Origin of the sequence: Caballeronia sp. AZ10_KS36 (assembly GCF_023631105.1) — a bacterium.
In the GTDB taxonomy this organism is placed as follows: Bacteria; Pseudomonadota; Gammaproteobacteria; order Burkholderiales; family Burkholderiaceae; genus Caballeronia.
Map to the genome: position 1 here is coordinate 33,611 of NZ_JALQDQ010000009.1, position 14,982 is coordinate 48,592.

19 protein-coding genes are annotated in these 14,982 nt (G+C 64.9%); 12 read left to right on the top strand and 7 right to left on the bottom strand.

Going from position 1 to position 14,982, the window contains the following annotated elements; all coding sequences use genetic code 11:
- Positions 1-137 precede the first annotated feature (137 nt).
- The 3 genes from NCR35_RS05305 to NCR35_RS05315 form a co-directional block, all read right to left on the bottom strand.
- Positions 138-662 carry a hypothetical protein gene (locus NCR35_RS05305; RefSeq protein ID WP_502801650.1) on the bottom strand — a complete coding sequence of 175 codons (525 nt, stop codon included), beginning with the start codon at positions 660-662 and terminating at the stop codon, positions 138-140.
- Positions 659-1,213, bottom strand: coding sequence for a hypothetical protein (locus NCR35_RS05310; RefSeq protein ID WP_244848221.1), 555 nt, complete (start codon positions 1,211-1,213; stop codon positions 659-661). The genes NCR35_RS05305 and NCR35_RS05310 overlap by 4 nt, the downstream gene beginning before the upstream one ends.
- 256 nt (positions 1,214-1,469) lie before the next feature.
- Entirely contained in the window at positions 1,470-2,534 is a 1,065-nt protein-coding gene (locus tag NCR35_RS05315) for a sigma-54 interaction domain-containing protein (protein WP_244848222.1), read from the bottom strand.
- A 585-nt stretch (positions 2,535-3,119) separates the two neighbouring features.
- Between NCR35_RS05315 and NCR35_RS05320 the strand changes: the two genes are divergently transcribed.
- The 9 genes from NCR35_RS05320 (at position 3,120) to NCR35_RS05360 (ending at position 9,922) form a co-directional block, all read left to right on the top strand.
- On the top strand, positions 3,120-3,482 hold the full coding sequence (locus NCR35_RS05320; RefSeq protein ID WP_250533455.1) for a hypothetical protein: 363 nt from the start codon (positions 3,120-3,122) through the stop codon (positions 3,480-3,482).
- 69 nt (positions 3,483-3,551) lie between these two features.
- Positions 3,552-3,869: an ElaB/YgaM/YqjD family protein gene (locus tag NCR35_RS05325; protein WP_248321678.1), complete on the top strand. Its 318-nt coding sequence runs from the start codon at positions 3,552-3,554 to the stop codon at positions 3,867-3,869.
- Positions 3,870-3,908: 39 nt separating this feature from the next.
- Positions 3,909-4,106 carry a hypothetical protein gene (locus NCR35_RS05330; protein WP_250533457.1) on the top strand — a complete coding sequence of 66 codons (198 nt, stop codon included), beginning with the start codon at positions 3,909-3,911 and terminating at the stop codon, positions 4,104-4,106.
- Between the two features lie 357 nt (positions 4,107-4,463).
- Positions 4,464-5,867, top strand: a complete 1,404-nt coding sequence (locus tag NCR35_RS05335; RefSeq protein ID WP_244848226.1) for a sigma-54-dependent transcriptional regulator — start codon at positions 4,464-4,466, stop codon at positions 5,865-5,867.
- 232 nt (positions 5,868-6,099) lie between these two features.
- Positions 6,100-6,306, top strand: a complete 207-nt coding sequence (locus tag NCR35_RS05340) for a hypothetical protein (protein ID WP_250533458.1) — start codon at positions 6,100-6,102, stop codon at positions 6,304-6,306.
- 211 nt (positions 6,307-6,517) lie between these two features.
- Complete coding sequence (locus NCR35_RS05345) at positions 6,518-6,754, top strand: hypothetical protein (protein WP_244848227.1); 237 nt, start codon at positions 6,518-6,520, stop codon at positions 6,752-6,754.
- A 188-nt stretch (positions 6,755-6,942) separates the two neighbouring features.
- Positions 6,943-8,391, top strand: a complete 1,449-nt coding sequence (gene otsA / locus NCR35_RS05350; RefSeq protein WP_175939829.1) for an alpha,alpha-trehalose-phosphate synthase (UDP-forming) — start codon at positions 6,943-6,945, stop codon at positions 8,389-8,391.
- A 125-nt stretch (positions 8,392-8,516) separates the two neighbouring features.
- Positions 8,517-8,879, top strand: a complete 363-nt coding sequence (locus NCR35_RS05355; protein ID WP_250533460.1) for a chemotaxis protein — start codon at positions 8,517-8,519, stop codon at positions 8,877-8,879.
- 134 nt (positions 8,880-9,013) lie between these two features.
- Entirely contained in the window at positions 9,014-9,922 is a 909-nt protein-coding gene (locus NCR35_RS05360) for a YihY/virulence factor BrkB family protein (RefSeq protein ID WP_250533461.1), read from the top strand.
- 124 nt (positions 9,923-10,046) lie between these two features.
- On the opposite strand, the gene NCR35_RS05365 is transcribed toward NCR35_RS05360, so the two are convergent.
- Positions 10,047-11,534, bottom strand: a complete 1,488-nt coding sequence (locus NCR35_RS05365) for an RNA polymerase factor sigma-54 (RefSeq protein ID WP_250533463.1) — start codon at positions 11,532-11,534, stop codon at positions 10,047-10,049.
- Between the two features lie 497 nt (positions 11,535-12,031).
- Between NCR35_RS05365 and NCR35_RS05370 the strand changes: the two genes are divergently transcribed.
- Positions 12,032-12,394, top strand: coding sequence for a BON domain-containing protein (locus NCR35_RS05370; RefSeq protein ID WP_175939833.1), 363 nt, complete (start codon positions 12,032-12,034; stop codon positions 12,392-12,394).
- Between the two features lie 288 nt (positions 12,395-12,682).
- Positions 12,683-12,913: a hypothetical protein gene (locus NCR35_RS05375; protein ID WP_244848233.1), complete on the top strand. Its 231-nt coding sequence runs from the start codon at positions 12,683-12,685 to the stop codon at positions 12,911-12,913.
- 98 nt (positions 12,914-13,011) lie between these two features.
- Here the strand turns inward: NCR35_RS05375 and NCR35_RS05380 are convergent, their stop codons facing one another.
- Complete coding sequence (locus NCR35_RS05380; RefSeq protein WP_244848234.1) at positions 13,012-13,464, bottom strand: PA2169 family four-helix-bundle protein; 453 nt, start codon at positions 13,462-13,464, stop codon at positions 13,012-13,014.
- Positions 13,465-13,656: 192 nt separating this feature from the next.
- Between NCR35_RS05380 and NCR35_RS05385 the strand changes: the two genes are divergently transcribed.
- On the top strand, positions 13,657-13,914 hold the full coding sequence (locus NCR35_RS05385) for a hypothetical protein (RefSeq protein WP_250533464.1): 258 nt from the start codon (positions 13,657-13,659) through the stop codon (positions 13,912-13,914).
- Between the two features lie 89 nt (positions 13,915-14,003).
- On the opposite strand, the gene NCR35_RS05390 is transcribed toward NCR35_RS05385, so the two are convergent.
- Positions 14,004-14,558, bottom strand: a complete 555-nt coding sequence (locus NCR35_RS05390; RefSeq protein ID WP_250533465.1) for a hypothetical protein — start codon at positions 14,556-14,558, stop codon at positions 14,004-14,006.
- Positions 14,559-14,633: 75 nt separating this feature from the next.
- Entirely contained in the window at positions 14,634-14,921 is a 288-nt protein-coding gene (locus NCR35_RS05395) for a DUF1488 family protein (protein ID WP_175939838.1), read from the bottom strand.
- Between the last annotated feature and the right edge of the window lie 61 nt (positions 14,922-14,982).

Here is a 14,982-nt window from a genome sequence, read left to right on the forward strand (position 1 = left end):
TCGCATCGTCGTCATCCACGGCGAGGGGCGAGTCGGGAGGAGGTCGAAGCCTGAACGCGCTTGCTCGGCTCAAAACAAAAGCGCGGTTCCCGGAAACGGAAACCGCGCTTTTTTGCGTGCGCCGCGTCTGATTACGCCTACTGCAGATTGCCCCAACGCTCGACCGCCGGCTCCGCCGACGCCCACTTCCAGCCTTCGGTCTGCTTGCACGCGCTCGCGACGAACCATTCGGCGTGCGCGTTCGCATCGTCGCCGTCCGCGACGGAGAACGCGAACTCCTTGCAGCTTGCGAGCGCGTTGTCGAACTCGCGCAGCACGCGCACATCGCCGTGGCCGTTTTCGATCGGCAGCGTGTGCTTGACCTTCCACGGGCGCGTTTCGCCGACGGCCGACACGCCCGCCGCAGCCGCGATGGCCACTTGCTGATCCGTATGCAGCGACTTCGACACGCGCTTCACGGCTTCGTCGGTGGCGGCCTGCACCGCGATGCCGACGCCGATGCCGATCGCCGGATTCGTCGTCACGGCGCCGGTCGCGATGCCTGCAACCGCGCCCGTGGCCGCGCCGATGGACGCGCATCCGCTCATCGTCACGCACGCGGCGGCGACCGCCACGGCAAGCGAAAAGCGCAGCGCGGGATGAACTGCGAGCCGCACCGTCATTGCAGCGAGCCCCAGCGCGGCGTGGCGGGTTCTGCCGACGCCCATTTCCACTTGGCTCCGTCACGGCAGACGGACGCGACGTAGAACGCGCTGTCGGCGGGGCGGTCCTTGGTGGCGTCGCGATCGACGGAGAACACGATTTCCTTGCAGTCGAGCGCGCCGCTGCTGATCGTACGGCTGACCGTCACGCGGCCTTTTTCGTCGTCTTCGAGCGGGATCGAATGCGTCACGACCCACGGGGCCACGGCGCCCACCGCGAGCGGGCCGGCAACAGCCGCGATCTTGTCCTGCGTATCCGTATGCACGATGCGCTGCGTGTACTGCACGCCCGCCCGCGCCGCTGCCACCGCGCCTAAGCCGATGCCGGTCGCCACGGCCGCGTTGTCCGTCACCTTGGCCGCCACGGCCGCGCCCGCGATACCCGCGCCCGCTGTCGCGCCTTCGCTATAGAGGGAATTGCATCCGCTGAGAGTCAGGCACGCAATGACGCCGCTCGTGATCGCGGCGAGCGCGGCGGCGCGCTTGCCGCGCCGGGGGACACCAATCTGCATATTGCTTTTCCTTCGTCTGCCGTTTTTTCTCGCTGCGGCCTTCCGGGAGGCCGCAGCCGACGTTCCTTCGAGCAGTCACTCAGTCCGAGTCCTGTCGCGGGCTTCGCGCATTTTGAAGCATGCCTCTAATTACCGCTCCGGGAAAATTGCAAGAAATTGCAAGCGGCGCGAACGCGTTGCGGAATCCGTAACGCGGGCCGCGCGAGAAGAACGCCGCAAGAGGCTGCGACGGCCTCCTGCGGCGGTAAGACGAGGATCAGCTTTCGCTGGTGGAAGGGGTGTCGCTCGCGTCGGTGTCTTCGTTTTCGTAGGCGCCGAGGCGGTTGTACAGCGTTTTCAAACTGACGCCGAGCGCCTTGGCCGCGCGCCGCTTGTCGCCGCCGCAATGCTTGAGCGTGCCGAGGATGATCTGCTTCTGCGCGTCGGCGAGCGGCGTGCCGACCCAGACGTTCATCGCGTCGCCTTGCGTGACGGGCTTCTTCACCCGCGACGCCAGGTGCGGATGCGCGATTTCGACCGTCTTCTCCGCGAGAATGAACGCGCGATAGACCGTGTTCTTCAACTCGCGCACGTTGCCGGGCCACGAATAGGTGCGCAGCACGTCGAGCGCGCGCTTACTGAAAACCTTGTTCGTGCCTTCCTGCGCGTTCATTTCGGACAGGAAATGCTGGGCGAGCAGTTCGCGGTCGGCGTCGCGCTCGCGCAGGGGCGGCGCGCGCAGCGGGAACACGGCGAGACGGTACATCAGGTCTTCGCGCAGCCCGTTTTCCTTGACCGCGGCGACGGGATCGCGGTTCGTCGCGGCGATCACGCGCACGTCCGAACTGATCAGATCATTGCCGCCCACGCGAAAGAAGGTGCCGGTTTCCAGCGCGCGCAGCAGCTTCACCTGACGCACCGGGGACATTTCCGTCACTTCGTCGAGAAACAGCGTGCCGCCGTTCGCATGCTCGAAATAGCCGATGCGGCCCTGCACCGCGCCCGTGAAACTGCCTTTCTCGTGGCCGAAGAGTTCGGCTTCGATCAGGTTGTCCGGAATCGCGCCGCAGTTGACGGCGATGAACGGCGCGTCCTTGCGCGCGCTGTGGTCGTGAATCGTCCGCGCGACGAGCTCCTTGCCGGTGCCCGACTCGCCGATGATGAGCGCGGTCGCGTCGGTGGCGGCGACGCGCTCGATCTGCGCATACAGCTCCAGCATGACGGGCGACGAGCCGTACAGTAGTCCGTAAGACTTCAAACCCGGCACGTCCCCCGCAGAGCGCTTTTTCTGCGCCGGTGTTTCGCCTGCGACAAGCGGCGGGTCAAGATCGGTTGACGCCATAGGTCCTGATAGTTCCTGAGTTCTGCGAATGTGATGGGCGGGCGGCGCGCGGCGCCGACGGCTGACGCGCCGCCCGGTGGGCACGCGCGGTCGCTCGATTCGGCTGAATGTCCGGCACGGCCGGGCGGGTCCGTGGCGTCGAGCGTCGGCAGCGGCGCGGTGATGCTGACGCGCTGCGCTGTCGTGCGCTCGATGGCGATGAGCCGGTTTCCCTCGAAAGCGTCAGTCCGGAGTCGCGGCGCAAGCCAATGATTCGCCGCTGCGACTCTATCTCATAAACGCTATTTAACCATTCGCGACGATATTGCGGCAATGCGTGCCGTCAGTCGGATGGCAATTTGTCTGAATGCGTTTTGCGAAGCGCGAGTGATCCGGAAAGGTTCTCCGTGCGCGCCGCGAATTTACAAGTCCACGGCGTAAGAGTTACCCGACAGACGCGCCTCTATTTCGACTTTTGCGCAGACGCCCACGCGCGCGCCGCCCTTCGCGTGAATGGCACGGAAGCTGCTTCGTCGTAATCATCCTTATTCGAATGCCCGAGACGGGAAGCTGAAGAAACGGGCAACGGGAGAGGTCGAGCACATCATGGAAGACATTTTCGATTTCGATGTTGCCGCCGACGAGCGCCGCGAACAGGCGGCGCAAGCGCGGCCGGCTCGCGGCGGGGGTGCGCGGGCATCGGGCGATCGGCAGGAACTCGCGGCGGGCGAACCGATCGACATCTATCACTGGGCGGCCGTCGCGCTGGTGACGGCGCTGATGTGCGCGGTGCTCGGCTACGCGGCCGGCACGCCCGCGCTGGCTCGCGCCGCCAACGTGACGAGCCTCGTGTTCGGCGTGGCAGGCGGCGCGCTGACGGCGAGCGGCGTCATCCGGCGGCTGCGCGCGCGCATGGCGGCGAGCGGCGCGCATCGGCCGCTGGCCGTGACGGTGCCGAAGGCGCAGTAGTCGCCTGGCCGCTGTAGCTTTATTGAGGTCCGCAATCGTGCGGAAGACCCACTTGGCGAGGACTGATTCATGAGTCACACGACTGTCCAGCTTGCGTTGGGCAAGCAGAAGATCATCGAAGACATCAAGGTGCTGCTGAACGACTCGGAAGAGTTGTTGCGGCTGTCGTCGGCGCTGCCGGGCGAGGGCGTCGAGGCGCTGCGCTCGCGTCTGCGCGATCACGCGGACACGGCCCGCGCCGCGCTCGAAGACGCGCAGGCGAACGCGCAGAGCCGTTACCGCGCGAGCATCGAATGCACCGAGCGGTACGTGCGCGAGAATCCGTGGCAATCGCTCGGCATGGCGGCTGCTGCGGGATTCCTGCTCGCCGCAATCATTTCGCGCTAACGGCGCGGCATCGAATTCACGACACGGGAGAGAACAACAATGGCACGGTCATCGATTGGAGTGTTCGGCGCGCTTTTCGCGGTCGGCAGCGTGCTCGCCTGGAAATGGGTGCAGTCGCAGGACGCGAACGGGCGGCGTGCCGTAAGCGGCAAGAACCGCTGGCAAGGAGGACGCTCGCGCGGCGGAAAGTACGTCGTCGGCGGGACGCCCGACGCCTGGCATTTCCCGAGAAGCTGATCGCTCAATTCGCGTCGACACTGCGCGCTCGGGCGCATCGGCCGATTGCGCCGAGCCCTTCGCGATCTTCACGCAATAAAACGCACGCCCTCGTGGCGTGCGTTTTTATCTTGATAAACCCTTATAATCATTGAACCTCTGCCATAAGTCGCGAATTGGAAAAACTTACGGCTCAGAGACCCAAGCGTGCGGAACTTTCGGAAATTAATTTGTTTTCTGCGCTTCGCGGTCGGGTTTTTGCCCCACGGGCACCCGACCCGCTAGACGCACCGGCCCGGACGGCCCCAGTCGCCCGGAGAAGACCACGCCGCCGCGCGGCGTGTGACCCTGAAACGCTTTGGAAGAATTCGAGACGCAATGCCACACGTATTGATTGTCGATGACGATCCCAGTACCCGCGAGGCGCTAGCCGCGATCATCGGCGAAGACGGACTGACCACGGCCACCGCCAGCGATCTGCGCGAAGCGCGCATTCAGCTCGTGCGGCAGACGCCGGACGTCGTTTTCACCGATCTGAAACTGCCCGACGGAACGGGCGTCGACCTGTTCGAAGATCTCGATCCGCGCTCCGGCGTGGAATTCATCGTCATCACCGGGCATGCGACGGTGGAATCGGCCGTCAGCGCGCTCAAAATGGGCGCCGCCGATTACCTCGTCAAGCCCATCAACATGCAGCGCGTGAAGGCAATTTTGTCGCGCCTGCCGCGCGCCGGCGACTTGAAGGCGGAAATCGGCACGCTGCGCGGCGAGTTGCGCCGCATGGGCCGTTTCGGGCTCATGCTCGGCAATTCGCCCGCCATGCAGACGGTCTACGACCAGATCGGCCGCGTCGCGCCGACGGCGGCTTCGGTTCTGCTGATCGGCGAATCGGGCACGGGCAAGGAAGTCGCCGCGCAGACGCTGCACGAGCTCAGCTTGCGGCGCAAGCATTCGTTCATCGCGGTGAACTGCGGTGCGATCTCGCCGAACCTGATCGAGTCCGAAATGTTCGGCCACGAACGCGGGTCGTTCACGGGCGCGGATCGCCAGCACAAGGGTTATTTCGAACGCGCGAACGGCGGCACGCTGTTCCTCGACGAAATCACCGAAATGCCGATCGAATTGCAGGTGAAGCTGCTTCGCGTGCTGGAGACGGGCATGTTCATGCGCGTCGGCACGACGAAGGAAATCGAGACGGACGTGCGCCTGATCGCCGCGACGAACCGCGACCCGGAGCAGGCCGTGCTCGAAGGCAAGCTGCGGCTCGACCTGTATCACCGGCTCAACGTGTTCCCGATCAACCTGCCGCCGCTGCGCGAACGCGGCAAGGACGTGGAACTGCTCGGTCAGGCGTTCCTCGACGAACTGAACGCCCGCTACAACACGAAGAAGGATTTCCCGCCAGCGGTGCGCGAGATGCTCGCGTCGTACAACTGGCCGGGCAACGTGCGCGAACTCAAGAACTACGTGCAGCGCGCGTACATCATGTCCGGGTCCGATTCGGACAGCACCGCGACCGTCCCGCTGCAAATCTCGCTGTCGCGGCCTTCGTCGGGCACGGCGGTGACGATTCCGTTCGGGACGTCGCTCGCGCAGGCCGACCGCCAGCTCATTCTCGCGACGCTCGAACAATGCGGCGGCGTGAAGACGCGGGCAGCGGAAATCCTCGGCATCAGCCTGAAAACGCTCTACAACCGGCTCGTGGAGTACGGTGAAGATGCGAACAAGGCGGCCGTCGGCGAAGGCGGAGACGTGAGCGAATCGGAAAGCGAAAATCGCTGAACGTCGGCTATCTTCACATCAAAACCACGCCCGTTGCTTGCAAAAAGCGCGGGCGTTTTTGTTGGCAGGCGCGCTTTCAGCAACGATAATGACATGAATGGACGCGTCGGCCGAGGTGAAATCAGGGGCATAACCCTTGCTGCCGATCCATGCGACGTCCGCGTACGAAGGGGCCGCAGCCAACCTCCGGACGAGGATGCAACCACGATCACAAGACCGCAAGGAGCCCGCAATGTCCGATTTCGCCTCCGACCGCGTGCCGTTCAGCGCGCAGACGCCGCAGCCGCCGGACCCGCCGGTGACGCCGCCCGATCAGCCGCCGCCGACGCCGATTCCGCCCGACACCAATCCGGACCCGACGCGCGACCCGCCTGAGCCGCCGACGCAGCCGATCGGCGATCCGCCGCCCGGGCCGAACGAAACGCCGCATTTCGGCTGAACCTCGATTCGCCGATTCACCGAAGTCGTGCAAACCTTGAACAATCTTCCATCCCGCACGTAGGGATTACAACAGACGAAGTACGAATGACCGGCGGCATGAAAGGTTGTCGGTCATTCTTACTCAAACCGCGCCGCCGGTACGCCCCGGCAGCGCATCGGTCCGACGCCGCCGAGGTCCATTCGCGACGGCCTTCTTTCTGGAGGCATCAATGAGGCATCCCGCACTGCGACGCTCCGCGCGTCATTCGTCCAAACGCGAAGCGCGCGCCGAAGCCGCGAAAAACGGCGCCGCGCCCGCGTCGGTCACGCCGCCCGCGCACCATGACCCGGCGGGCCAGAACCGCCCTGCGCCTGGCGTTCCGCCGGATGGCGAACACAACCAGGGCGGCGTGCGTTCCGAAGGCATCGACTATCAGCGCGACCTCGGCTCCGAGCAGGACGCGTGAGCGTCCTCCGCTCGGGCCAACCATCACAAGCATAAAGTTCTACGCGGCAGCCCTTCGCCGCGTGTTTTCGTTCGCCAGTAACATCTGGATACGAATTTCCCACTCGATAGCGGAGCAAAAAGGCATAGGACTTGCATGTTTCCCGTCGCCAATTGAGCAGCAACGATAACTGATGGAGTGACGCCGTAATGAGCAGATTGATCGTGGTATCGAATCGCGTCGCGCCGGTCCAGGAAGGCAAGCCCAGCGCGGGCGGGCTCGCGATCGGCGTGCTGGACGCGCTCAAGGAGACGGGCGGCGTGTGGTTCGGCTGGAGCGGCGAGATCGTCGGCGAAGCGGCTGCGCCCGTTGTCGAGAAGAACGGCAATGTGACCTATGCCACCGTCGGGCTCACGCGGCGCGACTACGACCAGTACTACCGCGGCTTCTCCAATGCGACGCTCTGGCCGACCTTCCACTATCGCAACGATCTCTCGCGCTTCGACCGCGAGGAGTACGCGGGCTACATGCGCGTGAACGCGACGCTCGCCGCGAAGCTGAAGACGCTGCTGCAGCCGGACGACATCATCTGGGTCCACGACTATCATCTGTTGCCGTTCGCGCAGGAGTTGCGCAAGATCGGCGTGACGAATCCCATCGGCTTCTTCCTGCACATTCCGTTTCCCGTGCCCGAAGTCATGCGCACGGTGCCGCCGCACGAGGAACTGATGACGGCGCTATGCCAGTTCGACGTCGTCGGCTTTCAGACGGAGAGCGACAAGCAGTCGTTCATCGATTACATCGAGCGCAGCGGCCGCGGCCATTTCAGCGACGACGGCATGTTGCAGGCGTTCGGGCGCATGCTGAAAGTGGGCGCGTATCCGATCGGCATCTATCCCGACGCGATCGCGAAAGCCGCCGAGCAATACTCCACGCGCAAGCAGGTCAAGAGCCTGCGCGACTCCATGCGCGGCCGCAAGCTGATCATGAGCGTGGACCGGCTGGATTATTCGAAGGGTCTCGTCGAGCGTTTTCAGGCATTCGAGCGGCTTCTCCTGAACGCGCCCGGCTGGCATGGCCGCGTGTCGCTCGTGCAGATCGCGCCGCCGACTCGCGCCGACGTGCAAACGTATCAACGCATCCGCCAGAATCTGGAAGGCGAGGCGGGGCGCATCAACGGGCGCTTCGCGCAGCTCGACTGGACGCCGATTCAGTATCTCAATCGCAAATACGAACGCAATCTGCTGATGGCGCTGTTCCGGCTGTCTCAGGTCGGCTACGTGACGCCGTTGCGCGACGGCATGAATCTGGTCGCGAAGGAGTACGTCGCATCGCAGGACCCGGAAGATCCGGGCGCGCTGGTGCTCTCGCAGTTCGCGGGCGCGGCGGATCAACTGCCGGGCGCGCTCGTCGTCAATCCGTTCGATCTCTCGCAGATGTCCGAAGCGCTGGAGCGCGCGCTCTCGATGCCGCTTGCGGAACGTCAGGCGCGCCACGCCGACATGATGGCGCCTTTGCGCAAGAACAACCTTTCCGTCTGGCGCGATTCCTTCCTGTCGGATCTGCGCAGCGTCGCGACGGCGACGTCCGTCACGGCGAAGACGGTCAAGACGGTGAAGCAGGGCGCATCCGAGGCGAAGCGGGCGGCGCGGGCCTGATCGTTCGGCCGCCGCTTTACCACGAAGCCCCGCGCCTCGAAAGAAGCGCGGGGCTTTTCACTTGAGCGACGCCAAACGCGGAACGCTCCTTGCGATCTCCTCTGCGACACACTCGAAGGAGATCGATGATGACTGGAAGCACACTGAATCCGCCGGAAGAGGGCGGCACGGAATGGGGCAAGGGGCACGGCACGGGCGCGCTCGGCCCGAGCGATTCTTCGGACTCCGGCTCTGACGTGCAGGGCGAAATGCGTCGTCCGGGCGATATCGAAGACGAACTCGACGCCCACGCCCTCGGCCTGTCGGATGCCCAGCTCGACAGCGACAGCGACCGCTCCGGCACCGGCGAAGACGCATCCGCCGACGGCGACAACAATCTCTTCGCGAACGCGGACATCCTGCCCGACGGCGTCGAGGATGAAACCGAGATCAGCGATCTGGCCGACGACGAAGCCGTCGATCCGGACGCGGACGAGGAAGACGTCTGACGGTTCGGGCCGGCCAGCCGCAAAAGTGGGGCGCGCGCGGATCATTCCGTGCGCGCCTTTTTTACGCGCGTCGCCCGGGAACGCTAACATCGGCGGTCGAACCACGAAAGCGCACGCCCGCGCCGCCCTTGCCGATGAACCGCGACGTTTCCAAGCCGATGACTCCGCTCGCCGAAGGCCGCACCACGCGCTTCGGCTGGCTTTCGTGGGTCGCCGATCCCGTCACGCAGTGGATACAGGACCACTGCCTGATGTTCTCGGCGGCCATCTCGTTCTTCGCCGCGTTCTCGCTCGCGCCGACGCTCGTCATCGTGATCGCGGTGGCGAGCATCTTCTTCGGCGCGGACGCCGTGCAAGGGCGTCTGTTCGATGAAATCAGCGGCATCGTCGGCGCGGACGCCGCGCATACGCTGGAGGCCATCGTCGCCAATGCGTGGCACGCGGACATGGCGCGCAGCACGGCCGTGCTGTCCGTTGCGGGCGTGCTGATCGGCGCGTCGGCCACGTTCTCGTCGCTGCACAGCGCGTTGAACGTGATCTGGCCGACGCCTCTCGTCAGCACGCGCGAGAGCATCGTCGGCCTGTTGCGCGTGCGGCTGATGTCGTTCGCGCTCGTGGTCGGCGCGGGGCTGCTCGTCGTCGCGCTGCTGCTGCTCGATGCGGCCGTCGAAGTGCTCGGCCATTGGGCGCTCGGCGACGGCAATCCGTTCGTCGTGCTATCGAGCCTCACGCGCCACGCCATTTCGCTGGCGATGCTGATGCTCGCGTTCTCCGTTCTGCTCAAGTTTCTGCCGACGACGCGCATGCGCTGGCGCGACGCCGCCCTCGGCGCGGCCGCCGCCGCGCTTCTGTTCGAAGGCGGCAAGCGGCTCTTCGCGCTCTACGTGCAACACGCGGGGACGGCGAACATGTTCGGCGCGGCGGGATCGCTCGCCGTCATCCTCTTGTGGCTCTACTACTCGGCGGCGGTCTTTCTGCTGGGCGCCGAGCTTTCCGCGACGGCGGCGCGCAAGCGCACGCATCGCGAGTCCGGCTGGCGCTGACGAAAAAAAGGCCGCCCGGTGTGGGCGGCCCGACATGGCGCTTCCTGCTGTGCTGCTCTGCGATTCGCTTGACCGGGTCTTCGCTGAGTGCAGGGAGCGCGGAAACTGCTTGTGGCGTTCCGCCTCAAGCCTGCCTGCGAAGTTCCGCAGGCGGCACCTTCATCAGATGCCGATACTTCGCGACCGTCCGGCGTGCGACAATCACGCCCTGATCGGCGAGCATCTTCGCGAGACTCACATCCGAGAGCGGATCGCGCGTGTTTTCCTTCGCGATCATTTCCTTCAGTAGCGCGCGCACCGCAGCGGCCGAGCACGTGCCGCCGCTTTCCGTGCTGAGTTCGCGCGGGAAGAAGTGCTTGAACTCGAAGATGCCGCGCGGCGTCGACATGTACTTGTTGCCCGTCGCGCGCGAGATGGTCGATTCGTGCAGGCCGAGCTCATCGGCGACATCGCGCAGGACGAGCGGCTTCAGCGCAATCTCGCCGTAGTCGAAGAACGCCTTCTGATGCGAGACGATGCATTCGGCCACGCGCTGAATCGTCGTGAAGCGCTGCTGCGCGTTGCGGATCAGCCAGCGCGCTTCCTGCAACTGCTGCGCGAGCGGCGAACGGCTCGCGCCCGCCGACTGCGCGAAGAGTTCCGCGTACATGCGGTGGATGCGCGCGCGCGGCAGCACCGCCGGGTTGATCGTGACGACCCATTGTTTCTTGACCTGGCGCACGATCACGTCCGGCACCACGTAATTGTCTTCGCTCTGGCCGTAGTTCTCGCCCGGTTTCGGGTCGAGACGGCGCACGAGCGCGCACGCGATGCGCAGTTCCTCGGCGCTGCAGCCGATCTTCTTCTGCAACTCGGCCTGCTCGCGGCGCGCGAGCCGCTCCAGATGATGCGCGACGATTTCGCGCGCCACATCGCGGCCCGGCGTGTCTTCGGGCATCGCGTCGAGTTGCAGCGTCAGGCATTCGGACAGGTTGCGCGCGCCGACGCCCGGCTTGTCGAGCGACTGCACGAGTTTGAGCGCGATATTGAGTTCGTCCTCGTTGATCGCGGGCTCGATGTCGACGACATCGGCCAGTTCGCTCAATTCCTGACGCAGATAGCCGTCGTCGTCGAGCGCCTCGATGATGAGCTGCGCCACTGCGCGATCGCGTTCGTTGAGCTGATAAAGACGCAGCGCGTCGTGCAGCGTTTCGTGCAGCGACGGTTCGATGCGGACCCAGTCGGCCGGATCGGAGCCTTCGCCATCGCCGTTGTTGCGCGATGCGTTGCGTCCGAACGGGTCGGACGAGAATTCGCTGATGGCGTCGTCGCGCGAACCGCTGTCCGCGCCCGAATCGCCGTCCATGCTGCTTTCCGAGGCGAGCGGCGCCTCGGCGGGGCTGTCGGCGGCGGGCGAGAGCGCGGTGTCGCTCATCGAGTTGCCGTTATCCGCGCCGAGAGCGTTGTCCTCGGTTTGCGACTCGTCGTATTCGAGGAAGGGGTTGGTATCCAGCGCATTACGCAGCTCTTGCTGAAATTCGAGCGACGAAAGCTGCAGCAGGCGTACGGACTGCTGAAGGCGCGGGGTGAGCGCAAGGCTTTGCTTGGTGCGGAGTTCGAGTGAAGGCGGCATTGCTTGCTAATCCTCGATGTTCTTGACGGGGTCGATGTGTGTGCCGACCACCTAGAGCAACACCTATGCCATCGATTGCTAAAGCCATGCTCAGCTTGAGTTTTTTCTCCAGGCGAGCGTCGCATTGATGCGTGCGGAAGGCCACTTTCACGCACTTTTTACACGGGCTCAGACAAAAGCACCGCGCCGGTCGAGGCTTGGCGCGCGGGGTTTTGCGCGGCGTCGGCGGCATAGCGAGCGAAGGCATGTGAACCGTTGCCGGCCCGCAGACGGCAGCGTTCCCGGCTTGTGCGCCCCCGAACGAAGACCCGTTTCGCTACGACCCGGCACGCGAGTTGCATCAGACCTTTGCGGTCGGCGCGGCGACGCCGGCCGAGATGACGCAGCATGCAACACGCACCAGACCAGCAGCACAAACGGGGCGCTCCATCCATGTCCCGCGACAGAGCGGGTAAGACCGGGGCGCAAGACCAGAACTGAAAACAAGGAGTAATACTATGAAGACGACTCAATTCCTCAAAGCAGCCGGCGGTATCGCGTGCGTCGTGTTCGCGCTCAACGCAGGCGCCCAGACCAACTCGACGTCGTCCTCCTCGGGCTCGGAATCGTCCGTCGGCCAGAAAATGGATCAGGTCGGCAAGAAGGTGGATGACGGCGCGGTCACGACCAAGGTCAAGGCCGAACTGCTCAGCGCGAAGAACGTGAAGTCCACGCACATCCACGTGAAGACGCGCGGCGGCGTCGTTTCGCTGACTGGCACCGTGCCGTCGGCAGAGGACAAGACGAATGCCGAGCAGGTTGTCAAGGAAGTCTCGGGTGTTGCATCCGTGAAGAACCATCTTAAAATTGCTGCCGACTAACACGAAAGTGATGGCATAGTTCGTATGCCCGGCCTGCCTCGGCGGGTCAGGGCGCGAGCAAACGAACCCGCGCAGGGGTCCGTTATGTGGCCGAAGCAGGCTGCACATCGGGCTCCGGGCGCGGGTTCGCGCATCAGGCGGTCATACCGCTCGCGGCTCGAAGCAGAAGATGCATCACCTCGCAGCATCGTTGACACCCTAAAAACAGACGGCCCGTTCAGGCGTCACTAGAGGCGGCAAGAAGCGCCGTACTGCGGCGCTGGAAGGCCCCGGCAAAAGGAGCTCTTGATGAAGACGAAAAAGATGGCATTGATCGGCGCGCTGGCGCTCGCATTCACGACGACGGCGTTCGCGCAGGCATCGGACAGCGCCGCGACGACGGACGCAGCTTCCGGCGCGCATGCGAAGAAGAAGGGCACGTATCTGCACCAGCAGAACAAGAGCCACAAGCTGAAGGGCGCGTCGGCGGCCGCTGCCGCTTCGTCGCTCGGCACGAACGACAAGGGCCAGCCGCACTAAGCCTGCGGCGCGCGCTCGACAAAACGGCCACGCGAGTGGCCGTTTTGCTTTCTCATCGCCACATGAAAGCGGCGATGGTCCATGACAGCGGTTCGTGCTTAGGACTTCGCGGCTGCGTACTGATCGCGCAGATCGCGGATGCGGTCGTGGTTCTCGACGACGCCCTGATACTGTCGTTCGACCACGGCGCGGATATCGGCCGGCAGGTCCTTGTCGAGCGCCTGGCGGTAGTTCTTCTTCGCGGCGTCTTCACCCCGCTCGCATTCGGCTAGAACGGCGTGATCGCTCTGGGTCGTCACGGCCGACTTCACATCCACCCAGCCGCGATGCAGCGCGCCGGAGATCGATCCGCCCGTTTCGGGCTTGCCGCCCAGACGCTGCACGAGACCTTGCAGTTCGATGGCGCCTTGCGCGCAGGCTTCCGCGCGGTTCTGGAACAACAGCTTGAGGCTCGGGTCACGCGTGTCTTCAGCGGCCTTCAGGAACCCCTTTTCGCCGTCCTTCGACGTCTCGATGAGGTCATTCAGTACCGATACGACGTTCGTGCTCATATACACCTCCTTTTAGTGACGAAGTTGCGTTCTACGCAGCCTCGGTGCCGAGGCGCGCGCTTGCCGGATAGCTATTGCATGTCGCGTGCCCGGACGGGAACAAACGCGAGGCACACGCATTGCTCGGCCTCTGCCGCAAATATCACGACGCGTCCCACGTAGATGCGCAGCGACAAGGCAACAGGAGAAACGATGAAAGGGTCCCGCGTGCTCGCGAATCGCGAGCTTTTCGTATTCGTTGCGATCGTCGCGTCGGCGATTGCGCTGCACGTCCGTGCAGAAGCGATCGACCGGTCCGCTGATTCTGCGGCAGCCGCGGCGATGCGCGCGGCTTATTCGCAGCTATGCGAGCCGTCCCCGCACGGCTCGACGCGAGGGCACCCGCGCCCCGCGGATTGCCGGGCGCGCGCGCGTGTGGAGCAGACGCCAACCGAGCGGCTGTGGGTTTAATTGCTGCGTAGAACCAAATAGTACGAAGAAGCGCCCGGCGAGAACCGGGCGCTTTGGCTTTTGTGCGTGTGATCTTCGGACGGTAACGATCAAACCGGTTGCGGCGGCTTGAGCGGATCGAAGTCGCTCCAGCGGCCTTCCTTCCAGCGGCCCGACGCGCGTTCGATATCGAGCCCGCCCGCTTCGCGCAGAATGTTCGCCGCGCGGTCATACGTCTCGGGCGACACGTGCACGGCCACCAGCACGCCGGAGTGACGCGTGGGTTCTTCCTCGGGCTGCGCGGGCGCGCCCGGCTTCTTCTTCGTGTGCGACATCGCGCCCGCGAGCGAGCCGATATAGGCGCCGACGCCGGCAGCCACGACCGACACGATCAGCGGCGCCTTGAACACTGCGAAGATCGCCGCGCCGATGACCGCGCCGATCACCGCGCCGATGGTCACGCCCTTGCCGGCGCCTTTGGGCGCGGCGCCCGCGCCCTTGTCGGTATGAACGTCGCCGCCGATCGGAAAGCGCGCGTGCTGCCCGCTCGGATTCACGAAGAACAGCGTGACGTCCTCTTCCACGAAGCCGTTTGCGAAGAGCCGCTGGGCAGCCGTTTCGGCGGCAGGAAAAGTCTGGAACCGGCCCGCGATGATCAGGGACATGTTTCCTCCTTTTAGTATCGGTTGGTCGAATGCGGCTCGCGCTGCGCGAAGCCGTTCAGTGAGACGCGCGCGGCATCATTCCGGCTCCATGCCGGCCACGCGAAAGAGTCCGCTGCGCAGCACGACCGACTGGCCGCCGTTGTCGTCGAGCGCTTCGGCGCACACCGCGCGAATGCGCGCCGCGCCGCTTTCGAACGCGGGCAGCAGGTCTTCCTCGCGCGGCGACTTCGCGCCGAAATGGTCTTCGAGCGCCTCGGCGCTGATCGAGCAGACGACCGCTTCGCCATCGACGAGCGCGGTGAAGTGGATGGCGAGATCGTCGCCGTTGTAGACCGGGGGATCGTCGGAAAACGTGATGTGCATGGTCGAGTCCTCATAAGCCGGACGAGGGCCGGCGGACGCGCGAACGCATGGGGCGTCCGCG

Coding starts and splice junctions, on each gene's coding strand:
- NCR35_RS05305 (WP_502801650.1), bottom strand. CDS start 662: ATGACGGTGCGGCTCGCAGTTCATCCCGCGCTGCGCTTTTCGCTTGCC.
- NCR35_RS05310 (WP_244848221.1), bottom strand. CDS start 1,213: ATGCAGATTGGTGTCCCCCGGCGCGGCAAGCGCGCCGCCGCGCTCGCC.
- NCR35_RS05315 (WP_244848222.1), bottom strand. CDS start 2,534: ATGGCGTCAACCGATCTTGACCCGCCGCTTGTCGCAGGCGAAACACCG.
- NCR35_RS05320 (WP_250533455.1), top strand. CDS start 3,120: ATGGAAGACATTTTCGATTTCGATGTTGCCGCCGACGAGCGCCGCGAA.
- NCR35_RS05325 (WP_248321678.1), top strand. CDS start 3,552: ATGAGTCACACGACTGTCCAGCTTGCGTTGGGCAAGCAGAAGATCATC.
- NCR35_RS05330 (WP_250533457.1), top strand. CDS start 3,909: ATGGCACGGTCATCGATTGGAGTGTTCGGCGCGCTTTTCGCGGTCGGC.
- NCR35_RS05335 (WP_244848226.1), top strand. CDS start 4,464: ATGCCACACGTATTGATTGTCGATGACGATCCCAGTACCCGCGAGGCG.
- NCR35_RS05340 (WP_250533458.1), top strand. CDS start 6,100: ATGTCCGATTTCGCCTCCGACCGCGTGCCGTTCAGCGCGCAGACGCCG.
- NCR35_RS05345 (WP_244848227.1), top strand. CDS start 6,518: ATGAGGCATCCCGCACTGCGACGCTCCGCGCGTCATTCGTCCAAACGC.
- otsA (WP_175939829.1), top strand. CDS start 6,943: ATGAGCAGATTGATCGTGGTATCGAATCGCGTCGCGCCGGTCCAGGAA.
- NCR35_RS05355 (WP_250533460.1), top strand. CDS start 8,517: ATGATGACTGGAAGCACACTGAATCCGCCGGAAGAGGGCGGCACGGAA.
- NCR35_RS05360 (WP_250533461.1), top strand. CDS start 9,014: ATGAACCGCGACGTTTCCAAGCCGATGACTCCGCTCGCCGAAGGCCGC.
- NCR35_RS05365 (WP_250533463.1), bottom strand. CDS start 11,534: ATGCCGCCTTCACTCGAACTCCGCACCAAGCAAAGCCTTGCGCTCACC.
- NCR35_RS05370 (WP_175939833.1), top strand. CDS start 12,032: ATGAAGACGACTCAATTCCTCAAAGCAGCCGGCGGTATCGCGTGCGTC.
- NCR35_RS05375 (WP_244848233.1), top strand. CDS start 12,683: ATGAAGACGAAAAAGATGGCATTGATCGGCGCGCTGGCGCTCGCATTC.
- NCR35_RS05380 (WP_244848234.1), bottom strand. CDS start 13,464: ATGAGCACGAACGTCGTATCGGTACTGAATGACCTCATCGAGACGTCG.
- NCR35_RS05385 (WP_250533464.1), top strand. CDS start 13,657: ATGAAAGGGTCCCGCGTGCTCGCGAATCGCGAGCTTTTCGTATTCGTT.
- NCR35_RS05390 (WP_250533465.1), bottom strand. CDS start 14,558: ATGTCCCTGATCATCGCGGGCCGGTTCCAGACTTTTCCTGCCGCCGAA.
- NCR35_RS05395 (WP_175939838.1), bottom strand. CDS start 14,921: ATGCACATCACGTTTTCCGACGATCCCCCGGTCTACAACGGCGACGAT.